The 16,003-nt window shown below is 59.1% G+C and carries 11 protein-coding genes and 1 rRNA gene; 9 read left to right on the top strand and 3 right to left on the bottom strand.

Annotated features, from left to right (window positions below):
* Nucleotides 1-13: 13 nt before the first annotated feature.
* Nucleotides 14-706, bottom strand: a complete 693-nt coding sequence (lapG, locus tag IB250_RS26200) for a cysteine protease LapG (RefSeq protein ID WP_192346395.1) — start codon at nt 704-706, stop codon at nt 14-16.
* Nucleotides 707-905: 199 nt separating this feature from the next.
* Here lapG and IB250_RS26195 point away from each other — a divergent pair, with 199 nt between their 5' ends.
* The 5 genes from IB250_RS26195 (at nt 906) to IB250_RS26175 (ending at nt 7,930) form a co-directional block, all read left to right on the top strand.
* On the top strand, nt 906-1,598 hold the full coding sequence (locus tag IB250_RS26195; RefSeq protein WP_192346393.1) for a GntR family transcriptional regulator: 693 nt from the start codon (nt 906-908) through the stop codon (nt 1,596-1,598).
* 684 nt (nt 1,599-2,282) lie between these two features.
* Complete coding sequence (locus tag IB250_RS26190) at nt 2,283-3,059, top strand: DUF3050 domain-containing protein (RefSeq protein ID WP_192346391.1); 777 nt, start codon at nt 2,283-2,285, stop codon at nt 3,057-3,059.
* Nucleotides 3,056-3,988 carry a diiron oxygenase gene (locus IB250_RS26185; protein WP_192346389.1) on the top strand — a complete coding sequence of 311 codons (933 nt, stop codon included), beginning with the start codon at nt 3,056-3,058 and terminating at the stop codon, nt 3,986-3,988. The genes IB250_RS26190 and IB250_RS26185 overlap by 4 nt, the downstream gene beginning before the upstream one ends.
* A 10-nt stretch (nt 3,989-3,998) precedes the next feature.
* Nucleotides 3,999-7,430 carry a non-ribosomal peptide synthetase gene (locus tag IB250_RS26180; protein ID WP_192346387.1) on the top strand — a complete coding sequence of 1,144 codons (3,432 nt, stop codon included), beginning with the start codon at nt 3,999-4,001 and terminating at the stop codon, nt 7,428-7,430.
* A gap of 29 nt (nt 7,431-7,459) precedes the next feature.
* The gene (locus IB250_RS26175) at nt 7,460-7,930 is read left to right on the top strand and encodes an SRPBCC family protein (protein WP_192346385.1); all 471 of its coding nucleotides are present in this window, start codon (nt 7,460-7,462) and stop codon (nt 7,928-7,930) included.
* 155 nt (nt 7,931-8,085) lie between these two features.
* Here IB250_RS26175 and IB250_RS26170 read toward each other — a convergent pair whose 3' ends face one another.
* Nucleotides 8,086-9,966 carry a methyl-accepting chemotaxis protein gene (locus tag IB250_RS26170; RefSeq protein WP_192346384.1) on the bottom strand — a complete coding sequence of 627 codons (1,881 nt, stop codon included), beginning with the start codon at nt 9,964-9,966 and terminating at the stop codon, nt 8,086-8,088.
* A gap of 299 nt (nt 9,967-10,265) precedes the next feature.
* On the opposite strand from IB250_RS26170, the gene IB250_RS26165 reads away from it, so the two are divergent.
* From IB250_RS26165 to IB250_RS26150, 4 genes are all read left to right on the top strand, one after another.
* A complete protein-coding gene (locus IB250_RS26165) occupies nt 10,266-10,766 on the top strand; it encodes a sigma-70 family RNA polymerase sigma factor (RefSeq protein WP_192346382.1) in 501 nt (166 codons plus the stop codon).
* Nucleotides 10,766-11,779 carry a FecR domain-containing protein gene (locus tag IB250_RS26160; protein ID WP_192346380.1) on the top strand — a complete coding sequence of 338 codons (1,014 nt, stop codon included), beginning with the start codon at nt 10,766-10,768 and terminating at the stop codon, nt 11,777-11,779. The genes IB250_RS26165 and IB250_RS26160 overlap by 1 nt, the downstream gene beginning before the upstream one ends.
* 88 nt (nt 11,780-11,867) lie before the next feature.
* Nucleotides 11,868-14,369 carry a TonB-dependent siderophore receptor gene (locus tag IB250_RS26155; protein WP_192346378.1) on the top strand — a complete coding sequence of 834 codons (2,502 nt, stop codon included), beginning with the start codon at nt 11,868-11,870 and terminating at the stop codon, nt 14,367-14,369.
* Between the two features lie 70 nt (nt 14,370-14,439).
* Nucleotides 14,440-15,636, top strand: a complete 1,197-nt coding sequence (locus IB250_RS26150) for a PepSY-associated TM helix domain-containing protein (RefSeq protein WP_192346376.1) — start codon at nt 14,440-14,442, stop codon at nt 15,634-15,636.
* Nucleotides 15,637-15,701: 65 nt separating this feature from the next.
* On the opposite strand, the gene rrf is transcribed toward IB250_RS26150, so the two are convergent.
* Nucleotides 15,702-15,817 (bottom strand): 5S ribosomal RNA (rrf, locus tag IB250_RS26145).
* Nucleotides 15,818-16,003: the final 186 nt, after the last annotated feature.

Raw genomic sequence — 16,003 nt, 5'->3', positions numbered from 1 at the left:
TGAGCGCGTGCTCCTAGTTAGTCGTCTCGACCGGAAAACCTTCGGCCTGCATTTTCTTCAACACATCCTGCCAGCGGGACAGGCGTTTGGTGTCTCCGACCTTTTTGTTGCCCTTGGCACCCGGCAACCACAACCCTTCGGCATTGAAAGAGTAGACCGGCAGCAAATCGGTTCGCTGGCTGGCGGGCTTGATCGCGTCGATCAGGCTGTCGAGCACCAAAGGCATGGCCTCCGGGCTCGAATAGTAGGTCAGGACCATATGCGCGCGGTTCAGGCGCAAAGCCTTGACGTAGGTGATACGCAGCTTGTCACTGGAGACCCCGAGATGGCGCAGGCTGAAATACTTGGCGATAGCGTAGTCTTCGCAGTCGCCAGCGCCTTTCCATAAGCCTTCGATCGGCGTCTCCCAATAATCGACCTCGTGCCACAGGTCGATGTCTTCTTCGTAGCGCATCTGCCTGTTGAAGAACCGGTTGACCACGTTGAGCTGTTCCAGCTCGCCAATCTGCTTCTGCGTGGCCAGCAATTGCTGCCAGGCATCGATGCGCTGCTGCCCTTCACCCAAAGGCCCGTACAACGCCTGCGCGCGACGGCTGATCAGCGAAAAATCCCAATCGGCATGCAGCCCGCCCAGCATCACACCGGCCAGCAGCAGCGCGCAGCCTAGCCAGCGCAAAGTCCGAGGGATCGCGAAACGTACCGCCAATGCGAGGCATCCAGGGTAGGCAGGTGGAAGTCGGTTGATGGTGCAGGTTAGCCCGGTAAAAGACAATGGCACAGTGAGATCACCGTCGGCACGCTAGACTTTAAGGTAATGCGATCTTTTGCCCGTTTGACAACCTGTCAGCCAGTCACTAGGGTCCATTTGGATCCAGAATTTATCAGCCAATCAGGGTGCGTTTGTTGTGACACAGAAGCCTAGCCCTCTCAGCAGTATCAAGGTCAACGGGCCGATTCCCGCTCATCTGGCACGCTCGGTGATCGAAGAAACCCTGCGCGCGGCCATCCTGGACGGACGCCTGCCGCGCAGTACCGCCCTGCGCCAGCAGGAACTGGCTGACCTGTTCGGCGTAAGCCGCATGCCGGTGCGTGAGGCATTGCGCCAGTTGGAGGCGCAATCACTGCTTAATGTGGTCCCGCACAAAGGCGCCGTGGTGGCCCCGCTGATCGACAACGATGCGGTCGAGACCTACGCCTTGCGCTCGGTGCTGGAGTCATTCGCTTTGCGCCTGTCCATTCCACTGCTCGATGACAGCGACCTGGCGCGGGCGGACCAATATATCGAGCAACTGGAAGCGCAAACCGATTACTCCGAGATCGGCAAGCTCAATCGGCTGTTTCACATGTCGCTTTACCACAAGGCACCTAACCGCAAGCTTCTGGGCCTGATCGAACGAGAGCTCAATGAAGAAGAGCGCTTCCTGCGCTTTCATCTGTCGTCCATGGGGCTGGGCAAACTCACCCAAGACGACCATCGCGCACTGCTCGAGGCCGCGAGGGCCAAAGACATCGATAAAGCGGTTGCCTTGCTGGAGCAGCACCTGGAAAAAGCCTCCGCCACCATGCGGCGGTATCTGGATCAACAGCTCAAACGTTAATCGCTCGCCGGCGACCTGGCCGGCGTATCACTTCCTTACATATTCCCCTCTCCATCTCCGCTCTTGCCTGGCGCGGCGAAGCCGTGCGCGCAACCGGTCGCCGCCATCAGTTCAATGGCACTGCCATTGATTTAGGCTCACTCTTGCGTTTATCGATTCAAACAGACCAAAAGAAGTCAGCGCCTGACAGAAAACCAGGCGAATCGAAGCCAATACGCAAGGAGCGGCGCCAACAGGCGGGATAATCGGAAGTCCGACCGATGTCCCGCCCATAAAACATCAAATCTTGATTCCCTGTTCCCTGAAGTGCTCTGAGTGAGGTATTCACTCAATCTATTCAATTCTGATGAATATAAATCGGAAGGAGCCACTTCGCCCGAATAAAACTTATATTAAAAGTTTTATAAGGCCACTTCATTCCCAATAAACTGCCCACTTCAAATAATTAAAATTTTGCTTGCCGCCTACTTGTTTCGTGTATTAGTTTTTTCTTCGTCGAGCCATTATCGACCGCTCCTGCTTCCGGCAAAGCCCCACCAGGCAATACCTGCAAGGCCGGCACGGGCATTCAGAGCGAATATTTAAACAACTTTGATATTCCATGGACTTCGGTTCAGGCACCCGCTCGCCCTTATAAAAAAGCGGGCGACCTTACCGCTAAACAACATTGATGAGGACGTTCATATGCAGCCCACCAAAGAACAACTTTTTCTGAAAAAACGCGAACTTGGTCAACACCCGGTTTTTTCCGAAATAACATCAATTAACTTATTGCGCCGTTTTATGGAAAGCCATGTTTTCGCAGTGTGGGACTTCATGTCGCTGACCAAACGGCTGCAACGTGAACTCACTTGTGTCCATCTGCCCTGGCTGCCGCCGGCGGACCCGCACGCTGCACGCCTGATCAACGAAATCGTGCTGGGCGAAGAATCGGATGACCGCCCCGGGGCGGGGTATTGCAGCCACTTCGAATTGTATCTGGATGCCATGCAGGAGGTCGGCGCGGACACCCGGGCCATCAAGCGATTCATTACGCTGCAGCAGGAAGGCGTAAGCCCCCAGACCGCACTGGACAGTGTCAAGGTCGAACCGGCGGCGGCAGAGTTCGTCCGCCAGACCCTGCACACCGCCCTGCACGCCCCAGCGCACAGCGTGGCTGCCGCGTTTGTGCATGGTCGCGAGAGCGTCATTCCGCAGATGTTCCAGCGCATGCTGGATGCCTGGGGCATTGGCCTGGATCAAGCCCCGACGTTTCGTTACTACCTGCAACGGCACATCGAAGTCGATTCCGAAGACCACGGCCCGGCGGCGGAAAAACTGCTGGCACGGCTGATCGATGGCGACCCGCAGCGCGAAACCGAAGTTCTGGCCGCCGCGCTCGCCGCTGTCCAAAGCCGCGCCGCCCTGTGGGACGGCCTGCGCCAGAGCATGGCCCAACCGGTTGCGCAGGTGACGCCATGAACGCCGTCCACTACCAATCCTTCGCTGACGCCTGGGAAAGCCGCGCCACGATCCGCACCCGGCCACGGCGCCGGCTCGAAGACGACGACAAACTGATCTTCCCCATGAGCCGCCAACCCCTGGTCCACAGCCAGACCTTTCTCAGCCACTGCCCGCAGCTGCGCGACTTTGTGCTGGTGCAGAGCCTCTACAAGTTCATCAACGACGTGGTGATTTTCGAGACCGAGCTGGTGGACAACACCGCCCGCCGCATCGCCAAGAACAGCTTCGGCATTGAGTTCCCGTTCGCCTGCCGCTACGACGCGATGACGGTCGTGGTAGACGAGGATTACCACGCACTGGTGGCGATGGATTTCATGCAGCAGACCATCGACATGACCGGTATCGCACCGATCCCGTTGCCCATGCAGATCGAACTCAGCCGCGCGATACCGGCGACGCTGGCCCAGGCACCGAAGCACCTGCTCAGCGCCGTAGAGCTGATCTGCATCGCCATTGCCGAAAATACCGTGACCAATGAAGTGGCGGCCTTCGCCCGGGACGATTCGGTCAAGGCTTCGATCAAGGGTTTGATGGCCGACCACCTTATGGATGAGGGACGTCACGCCGGTTTCTGGACGCGGCTGGTGCAGATGTACTGGCGCACCGCCCCCGAAGAGGACCGCCATGCGATAGCGCGACTGATGCCGGGTTTCATCGCCCAGTATCTGGCGAGCGATCTGCAGCAGGCGTTCGATTTCGAGCTGATCGCTCACCTGCCCGTCGATGAATCGGTACGCCAGTCGCTGTGTGAAGACGCCAGTGCGCTGGCCTACCCCATCAACCGATTTCATCCGCTGGTGGGCAACATCACGCGCTTCTTTCGCAGCAGTTCGATGCTCGCCTCCCCCTGCGTGCGCGACGCCCTGGCCGACTACCTGACCCCCTGAGGATCCGTCCATGAGACGCCTTGAAATTGCAGTGTCTGGCAGCAGCCAGGCAATGGCCGAACTGGCCCTTGAACTTGAACTGCACGGCCATGGTGTCGTGCGTATTGAATCGCCGGCCAATCACGGCCCGGTGGATTTGTTAATCGACGACGGGACGGCGCCTTGCGCCCTCCAGGCCCGGTCTCGCCTGGAAGTACGCGTAGCACTTGATGCCCTGCCGGATGAGGTGTTGCCGCAGCCGGTGGTGGTTTTTCGCGACGGTGCGCAACGACTGTTATGGCGGCAGGTTATCGCTCTTGAAAGCGGCGGCAACGGCCAGTCCCTGCGCCTGCGCGCACTGGCAGCGGTAGTCGAAAGCGGCGCACGGCTGGTCAGCCAGTTTTCCCGGGATGAGGCCTGTTTCGATCATTGGCCCACGGCGGAGGTCGGCGTTGCCGCCCCACTATTGCATGGGCTTGATGCACTGGAGATGCTGGCCTTCGAACACCGCCTCAATGCGCCCGCGGTGCCGTGGCTGCTGGCCGCCGCCCAAGTGCCGGTGATGCACAGCATTGAGCAGCACATGCTCGATGACGCAACGCGGCCGGCCTTGTGGGTCGAGGACTCGCTTGTCCACTACAAGGCTTTGCGCAGCCTGGCGTTGAGCTTGCAACAACCGATGCTGGACATGCTGCGCCATCGCGACGTAACCGACCGACCGGTGGTGATCGGCGTGTGCCTGCCCAAGTCGCTGCAACTGTACGCGGCGATTCTGGCGGTGCTGGGTTGCGGCGCGGTGTACCTGCCGCTGGACCCGCAGCATCCGGCACAACGTCGGCGCTTCATTCTGGAAAACGCCAACGCAGACCTGCTGTTGCACGACGGCGCCAGCGAGTTGGGCGACGTCTCGCTGCCGATGCTGGACATTCGCCGTCTGCCTTCGCCCAAACCCGGCCTCCCGGCCTCGCTGATCCGCCGCACAGTGAACATCGACGAACCGGCCGTGGCGATCTATACCTCGGGCACCACCGGCCAGCCCAAAGGCGTGTTGCTCAGCCATCGCAACCTCAGCCATTTCTGTGCCTGGTACGCCGACCATGTCGGGTTACAGCGCAGCAGTCGGTCGTTGCAGTTTTCCACCATCAATTTCGACGCGTCGCTGCTGGATATCTTGCCGACCTTTATCCACGGTGCGCTGCTGGTGGTGCCCAGCGACGACCAGCGCCGCGATCCACAGCAATTGGTCGAGTTGATTGGCGGGCAGCAAGTGACCCACGCCTTCCTGCCACCGGCGCTGCTGAGCGTCATGCCGTTGCAAGCACCGCTGGGCCTTGAGCACTTGATTACCGGTGGCGATGTCTGCGAGCCGTTCGTGATTGAACAGCTCGCACCACAATGTCGATTCCACAATATTTATGGCCCGACCGAAACCACGGTGTTGGCCACCACGCGGCAATTTTGCGTCAGCGATAGCAATCGCAATCTCGGCATCCCCATCGCCAATGCCCGGGTGTTGATTCTGGATGAGCAACTGCAACCAGTGCCCCAAGGCACACCCGGCGAGCTGTACATCGCCGGGCCGGGCGTCGGCCTTGGTTATCTGAACGACCCGGCGCTGACAGCGGCGCGCTACCTCAACCTGACACTGCCCAACGGGCAGGCGTTGCGGGTTTATCGCACCGGCGATATCGGCCAGTGGACCGACGACGGGATCGAGCTGAGTGGCCGTCGTGATAATCAGGTGAAGATTCGGGGCTTTCGGGTAGAGCCCGAGGAAATCGAGCATTGCCTGCGCGAAAGCCAGCTGTTTCGTCAGGTGGCGGTGGTGGTCGATGAACGGCGGCGAATCCTGGCGTACCTGGTTCACCCCAGGGAAGAGCAGCCAGGCACCGCCCTCTCGGCCTTGCGCGAGCATGTGCAAAACGCGCTGCCCGGTTACATGCACCCCAGCGCCTACATTGAACTGCCACGCCTGCCATACACCAGTAACGGCAAGGTCGATCGACGGGCTCTGCTCGCGACCTCGGGACAGGTCCAGGTCGCCAGTCAGCGGCGCCAGCCGCAGACCCCGTTGCAGATGCAGTTGCGCCAGCTGTGGTCCGAGTTGCTTGAGCTGCCGGTCGAGGAGATTGCCACCGATGAAAGCTTCTTCAACCTGGGCGGGCATTCGATTCTGCTGTCACAGCTGCTGCTGAGCATCCGCCAGGTGTTCGGTCGCAGCCTGTCGATCAATCGCTTCATCGAAGCGCCTACGTTGCTGACCCTCGCCAAGCTGCTCGATGGCCCCGAGCAAAGCGCAGCTTCGACGCTCAGCCCCCAGGCCTTCATCGATGCCGAAGCCGAACTCAACCTCGATCCGCTACCGATCAGCCAGTGCGGTGATGTGCATAAAGTGCTGGTGACCGGTGCCAACAGCTTTCTCGGGGTACACATCGTCGAAGCTTTGCTGGCCTGGGGCGCCACCGAGGTCGCGTGCCTGGTGCGTGAGTCCGGCGGACAAAGCGCGGCCGAACGTTTCGCCCAGGCCCTGCGGGATAACCGTCTCACCCATCTGGACCTGAGCCGGGTCAGCGTTTACGCCGCCGACATCACCCAACCGCAATTGGGTTTGCCGGACGACGTTTACGCACGCATCGACCGCACCTTCGGCGCGCTGGTGCACAACGCCGCCAACGTCAATCACGTCCTCGATTACGAGTCGTTGGCGCGGGATAACGTCGAGCCGATTTTCGAGTGCCTGCGCCTGTGTGAAGGGCGCAGCAAGAAGATCTTCAACTTCGTATCGACGCTCTCGGCGTCCAGCACGATCTCCGACGATGGCCGGGTACTGGAACTGCCCGCCGCGCAGACACCGCCGATCTACATCAAGAACGGCTACAACCTGTCCAAATGGGTCGGCGAGCGGATCCTCGAACGGGCGCGGGAGCGTGGGGTGCGGGTCAATCTTTATCGCCCCGGCAACATCAGCTTCAACAGCCTCACCGGTGTCTGCCAGCCCCACAAGAATCGCTTGATGCTGATGCTCAAGGGCTCGATCCAGCTCGGCCAGGTGCCGGAACTGGCGCTGAATTTCGACCTGATGCCGGTGGATTTCCTCGCCCGATTCATCGCCTTCCACGCCAGCCGTTACCAGGCCGAAAAAGCCGTATTCAACCTGCACAACCCCGAGCCCCTGAGCTGGGATTCCTACGTAGCGTCATTTCGCGAGGCCGGCCGGGAGTTCGCCATGGTCAGCGTCGCCGACTGGCAGCAGCAACTGGGCCGGGTCGACAGCGAAAACGCACTGTTTGGCGTGCTGGGCTTCTACCTCAACGGCTTCGAGGAAGACATCGGCGACATCTCGATGATCGGCCACGACAACGCCCAGGCCGGCGTCCGGCAGATGGGCACGCATTACCCGGAAAAATCCCCGGCGCTGCTGCGGCGCGGCTGCGACTACCTCAAAGAAATCAACTTCATCTGATTCACCCTAACCCTGCACGGAGCAAAACCATGAATACTCTGCAACCCGATACCCTGATCAAAAATCCTCACGGCTGCCACGTTGTGTCTTCGGTGGATGTACCGGCCGATGCGGCACAGGTCTGGGCGGTGGTCGGTAACTTTGCCGGCTTCGATCGATTCATTCCGGCGCTGTCGCACATCGAGATGACGGGCGAAGGCGTGTCGTCGCTGCGCAAGAAATTCTTCAAGGACGACAACCATCTGGTGGTCGAGCAGCTCAACTCTCGGGACGACCAGGCAATGAACATGACCTGGACCCTCATCTACAACACCTTGGGCATCGGCAATTTGTGGGCGACGATGAGCGTTGAATCCTTGGGAGCAGGCAAGTCGCGGGCGATCTGGACCATCATCGCTGAACCGGCTCAAGGCGGTTCCGAAGCCCTGCCGGGGTTCAAGGATTTTCTTCAGGGGTTTGCCGATGAGGCGATGGGGAATGTGTTGAAGCTGTTTGTGTAGGGCTTCAGTTCAGCGGTGACTGGTACTCCGCTATCGCGAGCAGGCTCGCTCCCACAGGGGTTCTCAGTCGTTCACAAATGTAGTGATCACGGAAAATTCTATGTGGGAGCGAGCCTGCTCGCGATTGAACGATAACGCGGTAGAACTGATTTGAATCAGATCTTGAAACTATCAACCAACTGCTTCAACCGATTGGCCTGCTGGGACAGCGCATCGCAATCCTTCAATGTTTCATTGAGGTTGGCCACGCTCTGCTGGTTCAACAGGTTGATCTGGTTGACGTCGACGTTGAGGGTTTCCACCACGGCGGTCTGCTCTTCGGTCGCTGCGGCCACCGACTGGTTCATGCCGTCGATTTCGCCGATACGCTGGGTCACGCTGACCAGACGCAGGCCGGCCTGGTTCGCCACTTCGACACTCTGCTCGCTGGATGCCTGACTGGCATTCATCGTGGTCACCGCTTCGCGAGAACCGATCTGCAGCGAGCTGATCATCTTGTGGATCTCTTCCGCCGATTCCTGGGTGCGATGAGCCAGGTTACGCACCTCGTCCGCCACCACCGCAAAACCACGACCGGCCTCACCGGCACGGGCCGCTTCGATGGCCGCGTTGAGCGCCAGCAAATTGGTCTGCTGGGAAATGCCTTTGATCACATCGAGAATGTGGCCGATGTTGTCGGTGCTCGCGTTCAGGGTTTCGATCTGCGTGCAGGACAGGCTGATTTTCTGCGACAGCTCGGTCATGGCCAGGATGGTTTTTTCCACCACCTGACGACCGTCATCGGCCTGCTCGCTCGCGCCGCTGGCGTGTTGCGAAGCATCGGCGGCGTTGCGGGCGATTTCCTGTGTGGCGGCGCCCAATTGGTTGATCGCCGCGGCCACACTGTTGGTGCGGGCGCTTTGTTCGTCGGAGCCGATGATCGAAGCATTGGACGATGCCATCACCCGTTGCGACAGGTCATGCACCTGACGGGTCGCCGAGGACACTTCGCAAATCGACGCGTGAATCCGCTCCACAAACTGATTGAAAGAGCCGCCCAACTCGCCGAACTCGTCTTTGCTTTCTACCACCAGACGCCGGGTCAGGTCGCCCTCGCCCTGAGCAATGTCCTGCATCGCACGACCCATTGTGGTCAGCGGACGCATCAGCACGCTGATCAACAGACTCAGCAGCACTGCAATGGCGGTCACGGCGATGAACATCGCGATCAGCGCCGAGGTGCGGAACTGGCTCAGTGGTGCGTAGGCCTTGGCCTTGTCGATCGACAGACCGATGTACCACTCGGCATTTGGCAAACCACTCACCGGCGTGAACGAGAGGATGCGGTCCTGCTTGTTCAGTTCTACTTCCTGATTGCCTTTCCCGATACGGACACTGGAGCCCGGATAGATGTCTTTCAGGTTCTTCATCACCTGATCCTTGTCCGGGCTAACGATCACCTGACCGTCGGCGCTGACGAGGAACGCGTGACCGATGCCACCGAAGTCCACCGAGTTGATGATCTTCACCAGGGTTTCCAGACTCAAGTCGCCGCCGACGACGCCCAGCAGTTCGCCTTGCTTTTTCACCGGCATGGCGATGGTCACCACTAACCCCCCGACCGCTGCCATGTAAGGCGGGGTCAGCATGGTCTTGTCGGCGACCACGGCTTGTTTGTACCAGGGACGCTGACGCGGATCGTAGCCGTCCGGCATCTTCGCGTCAGGGCGCTGGGTGAACACACCATTGGCCTGCCCGACGTAGGTGAACTGGAAGTTCGAGGTGAGGGCAGGTTGATCGACCAGCCCCGGCAAATCGGCATTGGCGCCTTGATGAGCGATGTTCTGCGCGAGGTTTTCCAGGACCAGCACCCGGCCGCTCATCCAGTTCTGCACGCTGCTGGCGGTCAGCTCGCCGGCTTGCTCAACGGAAGACTCGAGGTTTTGCCGAATGGTGTTTCGCTGCAAATAGTCGTTGTACAAAGTGAACAACGCAAAAGCCAGCACCACGACGCCTGAAGCGGCCAGCAGGATTTTATGGCTGAACTTGAGATTCATTTCATGGGCTTCTTATGCAAAAAGTGGGGATGCGTTCCGGTTTCAACATTCCATGTAACCGCGCAGACGGCATTCTTGGGCCGCTCTACTTTGGTGCACGCATGTCTCACCAGTCTGTCGGCACGAGCGGGAGAAATCTTAGGGATTTGTACGAAACCCGTCAGATACCCGCCGAACGGCATCCTAGAGCGCCCAAGCAGGGGTGTTTACTGACGGTTGCTCGAACGGCAGTTGCAAATTTTCCGACCCTTGATGACAATGCGACTAATTATCATTTGTGCCGTCGGGCTATCGCGTTCATGTCTTCACCTGAGTTTGCAGTACAGGCGCTTTACAGCAGCCATCACGGGTGGCTCAACACGTGGCTACGTGCGCGATTGGGCAATGCAACCGATGCGGCGGATCTGGCTCAGGACACGTTCGTCCGGCTGCTGCAAAGAACCGAACGCCTGGAGCTCAAGGCCCCCCGCGCTTTTCTACGAACCATTGCCCGCGGCCTGGTGATCGACCATTGGCGTCGTGAGGAAATCGAGCGCGCGTACCTGGAAACCATCGCCCATTTGCCTGAGGCCGAAACCCCGAGCGCCGAGGCGCGGGCATTGCTGCTCGAGTTGCTGGAAAGCATCGCCCGTATGCTTGAAGGCCTGAAGCCGAAAGTGCGTCAGGCATTTCTGCTGGCCCAGTGCGAAGGACTTACCCACAAGCAGATCGCCGAACACATGGGATTATCCCTGCGTTCGGTGGAACGCTATGTGGCTGACGCGCTTTATCACTGCTATGTGCTGCGGTATGAAGCGTGATGCCTGTGGATAACTCAGCGCTGAACCGCCGTGGCGCGCCGCATCAGCAGGTGGTTAAACAAGCCATCCATTGGTTGCTGCGTCTGCGTAACAATGCGACCAATTCCAGACTGCGCCAGCAATGCGATATCTGGCGGGCGGAACACCATGAACACGAACTGGCCTGGCAACGGGTGCAGTCCCTGCAAGCCGAGTTGAGCAGTAATTTGCGCGCGGTGCCCGGCGCCCAAGTCGCTTTCAACACTTTGGAAAACAGCGCGCAGGGATTGGGTCGGCGCCAGGCATTGAAGCTGCTGTCGGGCGCGTTCTTGATGGGTTCGGCGGCATGGCTGGGCAAGGATGCGATCGGCTGGCAACAGTGGACCGCCGACTTCGCCACCGCCACGGGCGAGCGACGCGGTTTCCAGTTACCGGATGGCTCGCGCCTGGAACTCAATACTGCCAGCGCGGTGGATCTGGACTACACCGCGCAGCAGCGCCTGATCAAACTGACCCGCGGCGAGATCGTCGTGACGTGCGGTGGGGCAAGTGGAGGGGTTTCGCTTGATCGACCGTTGCGGGTGCAAAGCCGTCACGGTGTGTTCGAAAGTGTGGCGGCGCGCTTCATTGTTCGTCAGGACGCCGACTGCACGCGGCTCAGCGTCACCAGCGGCGTCGTCGCAATCCATTCGCCACGGGCGGCCGATGGCCTGCCGATTCAGGTGCAGGCCGGGCAGAGTTATCTGATCGATCGGAGTCGAGCGCAGTTGGCACCGCCGCAGGACATGGATGCGGGCGCCTGGGTGGATGGCCTGATCGTCACCCGCAACATGCGCCTCGGGGATTTCATTAATGAAGTCGGACGTTACCGTCCCGGCTATCTGACCTGCGCGGCCGACATTGCCCACTTGCGGCTGTCCGGGGTTTTCCGTCTCGAAGACACCGACAAACTACTGGCCATCCTGCCGCAAACCCTGGCGGTGCAACTGCGCTATCGCACCCGCTATTGGGTGAGGCTGGAGCGACAGGCCTGAATTATTTTTGGCGGGTTTTCCGAACAAGTCCGGCTTAGTCAGTAAGCACTTCGACTCTGCCTTCAGCGACTTCCTACGGAAACCTACAATGACTGTGCGCGCCATCACTAAGAACCCTCTCCATTTCGCCGCGGAATCGGGCGTATTGCGCCACGCCATCCGCGCGGCGCTGTTCTCGACCGCATTGGGTGTCGGCCTGCTGCCGACACTTGGCGTTGCAGCACAGGGCAGCGAAGCCAGTAGCCACCGCTACGACATCGCCGCCGGCTCCTTGAGCGATGTGCTCAACCAATTCGCGCGTCAGGCGGGCATCACGCTGTCGACGACACCGGCTCAAACTCAGGGCCTTCAATCGCCGGGATTACAGGGCGACTATTCGGCGGATCAGGCGTTGAGTCATTTGCTCAACGGCACAGGGCTTGTGGCCGTCAGTCAGGATGGCAGCAGCTATGTGCTGCGGCCCGTCGCTGAAACCGAAGCCCTGGCGCTGCCCACCACCGACATCAAAGGCTTCGCCCTGGGTAACGCGCTGGGCAGCATGGATGGCTACAACGCAACGCACAGCCAGATCGCCACCAAGACCAGTACCGCGTTGCTGGAAACCTCACAAAGCGTGTCCGTGGTGACCCGCGAGCAAATGGACGACCAAGGCTCGCAAACCGTGTCCCAGGCGATGCGCTACACCCCGGGCGTGCTGACCAACCCTTACGGCGCGACCCACCGTTACGACTACGTGGCGATGCGCGGTTTCAACGACGGCTCGGTGGATAACATCTATCTCGATGGCCTCAAATCCATGGGTGACAGCGGCACCTACAGCACCATGCAGGTAGACCCCTATTTCCTCGAACGAGTCGATATTCTCAAAGGGCCGTCGTCAGTACTCTACGGTCGCAGTTCGCCGGGCGGGCTGGTGGCGTTGACCAGCAAGAAACCGTTGTATGAGCCCTATCATCAGGTCCAGGCCACGGTGGGCACCCAAGGTCAGCGCGGCATGGGCTTCGACTTCAGCGGGCCGGTGGATGATGACAAGCGCATCGCCTATCGGCTGACAGGGTTGGCGGATCAGTCCGACACACAGTTCGACCACAATGAGGAAAAGCGCTTCGCCCTGGCGCCGACGGTGAGCATCGATTTCACCGAAGATACCTCGCTGACGCTGCAAGCCTATCTGCAACACGATCCCGACGGCGGCTATCACGGCGGCGTCCCGGCCGATGGCACGATCCATCAGCGCAACGGCAATCGGATCTCTCCCAACTTCTTCGAAGGCGAGCCGGGCATTGATGGCTTCCAGCGTGATCAACAGTCCTTCGGTTATCAGTTCGAACATCGCTTCAACGACGTCCTCACCGCTCGGCAGAACTTCCGCTATCTCGACTCCAAGGTGAAGATCGATCAGGTTTATGCCTATGGCTGGACCACTCCCACCAGTAACGAGTTGAACCGCTATTACACCGGCGGCGACGAAAAGCTCCACGCCTTTATCGTCGATAACATGCTGCAAGCCGAGATCTTCACCGGCGCAACCAAACACACCGTGCTGATGGGCGCGGACTACCAGCGGCGCAAGACGGTCGTCGACTGGACCAGTGGCGGTCTTGCGCCGATCGATGCGTTCAATCCGGTGTACGGCAATTCGGCCATCGACTTCTACAGCCCGACCAGCTATCTGCGGCGCCTGGAACAGACTGGCGTCTACCTGCAAGACTTGATCGAGATGGATAAGTGGCGCTTCTCTTTGGGCCTGCGTCAGGACTGGGTTGAAACCTCCGATGAAAATCGGCTGGCTGAAGCGGGACGCCCTGTAGGCACGGAAATCAGTGACGAACGCACCAAGCTGACGGGCCGGGCTGGGGCGCTGTACCTGTTCGATAACGGCATCGCGCCGTATATCAGCTACTCCGAGTCGTTCAACCCGAATTCCTACGCGGACAGCGCCGGCAATCCTCTGGCACCGACCGATGGCACCCAGTGGGAAGTGGGCTTGAAGTACCAGCCGCCAGGCACCGACAACTTGTTCACGGCGTCGCTGTTCCGCATCGATCAGGAAAACCTGGCGACCAAACTGCCGCAGGAAAACTTCTATCGCGCTGTAGGCGCCGTCCGCTCCCAGGGTCTGGAACTGGAAGCGCACATGCAGCTGACCGATAACATGAAAGTCCTCGGCAGCTACACCTTCACCGACATCGAGTATTCGAAGTCGATGATCAGTACGTTGAGCACTGCAACCGACGTGATCGAAAACAAGGGCAACTCGCCGACTCAGGCGCCACGTCATATGGCATCGGTGTGGGCGGACTACAAGTTCGACAGCGCAGCACTTGATGGCCTGCGTCTGGGCGGCGGCGTGCGTTATGTCGGCTACAGCTGGGCCGATGCGGAAAACACCCTTAAGGTGCCGTCCTACACGCTGTTCGATGCGTCTGTCGGCTATGACCTGGGCAAGATGGGCTTGAAGGGCGTGGACGTACGTCTGAATGCGAACAACCTGACCAACGAGTCCTACGTGGCCTCCTGCGCCAGCCTGAACTTCTGCTACCTGGGTGAAGAGCGCAACGTCGCCGCTACCGTGAGCTACCAGTTCTAACGACTCGTTATCCAAAAAAGCCAGCCCCTGAATTCAGGGGCTGGCTTTGTCGTCTCTGCAGGAAAATTCCATGCGTGCATTTCTGGTTTTACTTCATCGCTACATTGGTTTGGCGACTGCGTTGTTTCTGCTGATGGCGGGGCTTACGGGCAGCATCCTGGCGTTCAATCATGAGCTGGATGAGTGGCTCAATCCGGGGTTCTATGCAGCGTCTGCCGAAGGTCAGCGTTTGCCACCTGGAGCCTTGGTCGACAAGCTGCAAGCGGAGCATCCGCGGCTACAAGTCTGGTACATGGAGTACCCTTCAGAACAGGGTCATACCGCATTGCTGGCTGCGGTACCGCGCAATGACCCTGCGACCGGAAAACCTTTTGCCGAGCCCAATCAGGTGTTCTATCTGGACCCGGTCAATGGCGAGCAGAAAGGGCAGCGGTTCTGGGGAGAATGCTGCTTTCAGCGGGAGAACTTCATTCCGTTCATTCTGGAGTTTCACTACAACCTGGTCCTGCCGAATAACTGGGGATTGTTGTTAATGGGACTGGTCGCGATCGCTTGGGTTGTCGATTGTTTCATTGCGCTTTGGCTGACGCTTCCACGTGGGAAACCGTTCTGGAAGAAATGGTCGACGGCCTGGAAGATCAAGGGTGGGCATGCCTACCGGCTGAATTTTGACCTGCATCGGGCGGGTGGGTTGTGGCTTTGGTTGTTGCTGCTACCGATTGCGGTCAGCAGTGTCGCCATGAACCTGCCGAGTCAGGTCTTCAAGCCTGTGGTTTCACTGTTTTCGCCGATTGAGCCGAGCGTTTACGAGGCCCGCGGACGCATGCCTGCTGAGGAGTTGGGAGTTACGCGGCTGAGTTATCAACAGGCTTATGAACGTGCGCTGCAGGAAGGGCAAAGGCTGGGGCTGACCGCTGCAATCGGGGAGTTGTATTACAGCTTTGAGTACAACTTTTATGGGGCAGGGTTTGGGCAACATGATACCGAGGCCCATGGAAAGTCCTGGCTGTTCTTCCATGGCACGGACGGGCGTTTACTGGGACAGGAAATTGCAGGGCAAGGCACCTTGGGGGAGCGCTTTTATCGGCTGCAATTGCCTATACACGGAGGGCGGATCATTGGGCTCACCGGGCAAGTGATGATCGCGTTGTTGGGGGTTTTGATTGCAGTACTGTCGGTGACGGGAATCTATATCTGGTGGCGCAAGTTGCTGGCTCGAAGAAGTAGCAAGGCACGTAAGAGCAGGATGTGCCCCATTCCAGATTGAGGTTTCTATAGCCCAGAAAGACAAAACCCCTGTCTGCATAAGCAGACAGGGGTTTCGGAATTCAATCTTGACGATGACCTACTCTCACATGGGGAAACCCCACACTACCATCGGCGATGCATCGTTTCACTGCTGAGTTCGGGATGGGATCAGGTGGTTCCAATGCTCTATGGTCGTCAAGAAATTCTGTGACCAGCCCGTTACAGCGGTAACGTGCCAGCAAAATCGGTGACTTCTACTAAAACAAAACCCCTACCTGCATACGCAGATAGGGGTTTCGGAATTTAATCTTGACGATGACCTACTCTCACATGGGGAAACCCCACACTACCATCGGCGATGCATCGTTTCACTGCTGAGTTCGGGA

Origin of the sequence: Pseudomonas sp. PDM09 (assembly GCF_014852305.1) — a bacterium.
Taxonomy (GTDB): domain Bacteria; phylum Pseudomonadota; class Gammaproteobacteria; order Pseudomonadales; family Pseudomonadaceae; genus Aquipseudomonas.
This window is presented reverse-complemented; position numbering and strand designations above follow the sequence as displayed.

Bases quoted from the DNA above. Each gene is read 5' to 3' on its own strand.
- IB250_RS26165 (WP_192346382.1), top strand. From the start codon at position 10,266: ATGTCTTCACCTGAGTTTGCAGTACAGGCGCTTTACAGCAGCCATCAC.
- IB250_RS26180 (WP_192346387.1), top strand. From the start codon at position 3,999: ATGAGACGCCTTGAAATTGCAGTGTCTGGCAGCAGCCAGGCAATGGCC.
- IB250_RS26170 (WP_192346384.1), bottom strand. From the start codon at position 9,966: ATGAATCTCAAGTTCAGCCATAAAATCCTGCTGGCCGCTTCAGGCGTC.
- IB250_RS26185 (WP_192346389.1), top strand. From the start codon at position 3,056: ATGAACGCCGTCCACTACCAATCCTTCGCTGACGCCTGGGAAAGCCGC.
- IB250_RS26190 (WP_192346391.1), top strand. From the start codon at position 2,283: ATGCAGCCCACCAAAGAACAACTTTTTCTGAAAAAACGCGAACTTGGT.
- IB250_RS26155 (WP_192346378.1), top strand. From the start codon at position 11,868: ATGACTGTGCGCGCCATCACTAAGAACCCTCTCCATTTCGCCGCGGAA.
- IB250_RS26160 (WP_192346380.1), top strand. From the start codon at position 10,766: ATGCCTGTGGATAACTCAGCGCTGAACCGCCGTGGCGCGCCGCATCAG.
- IB250_RS26175 (WP_192346385.1), top strand. From the start codon at position 7,460: ATGAATACTCTGCAACCCGATACCCTGATCAAAAATCCTCACGGCTGC.
- IB250_RS26150 (WP_192346376.1), top strand. From the start codon at position 14,440: ATGCGTGCATTTCTGGTTTTACTTCATCGCTACATTGGTTTGGCGACT.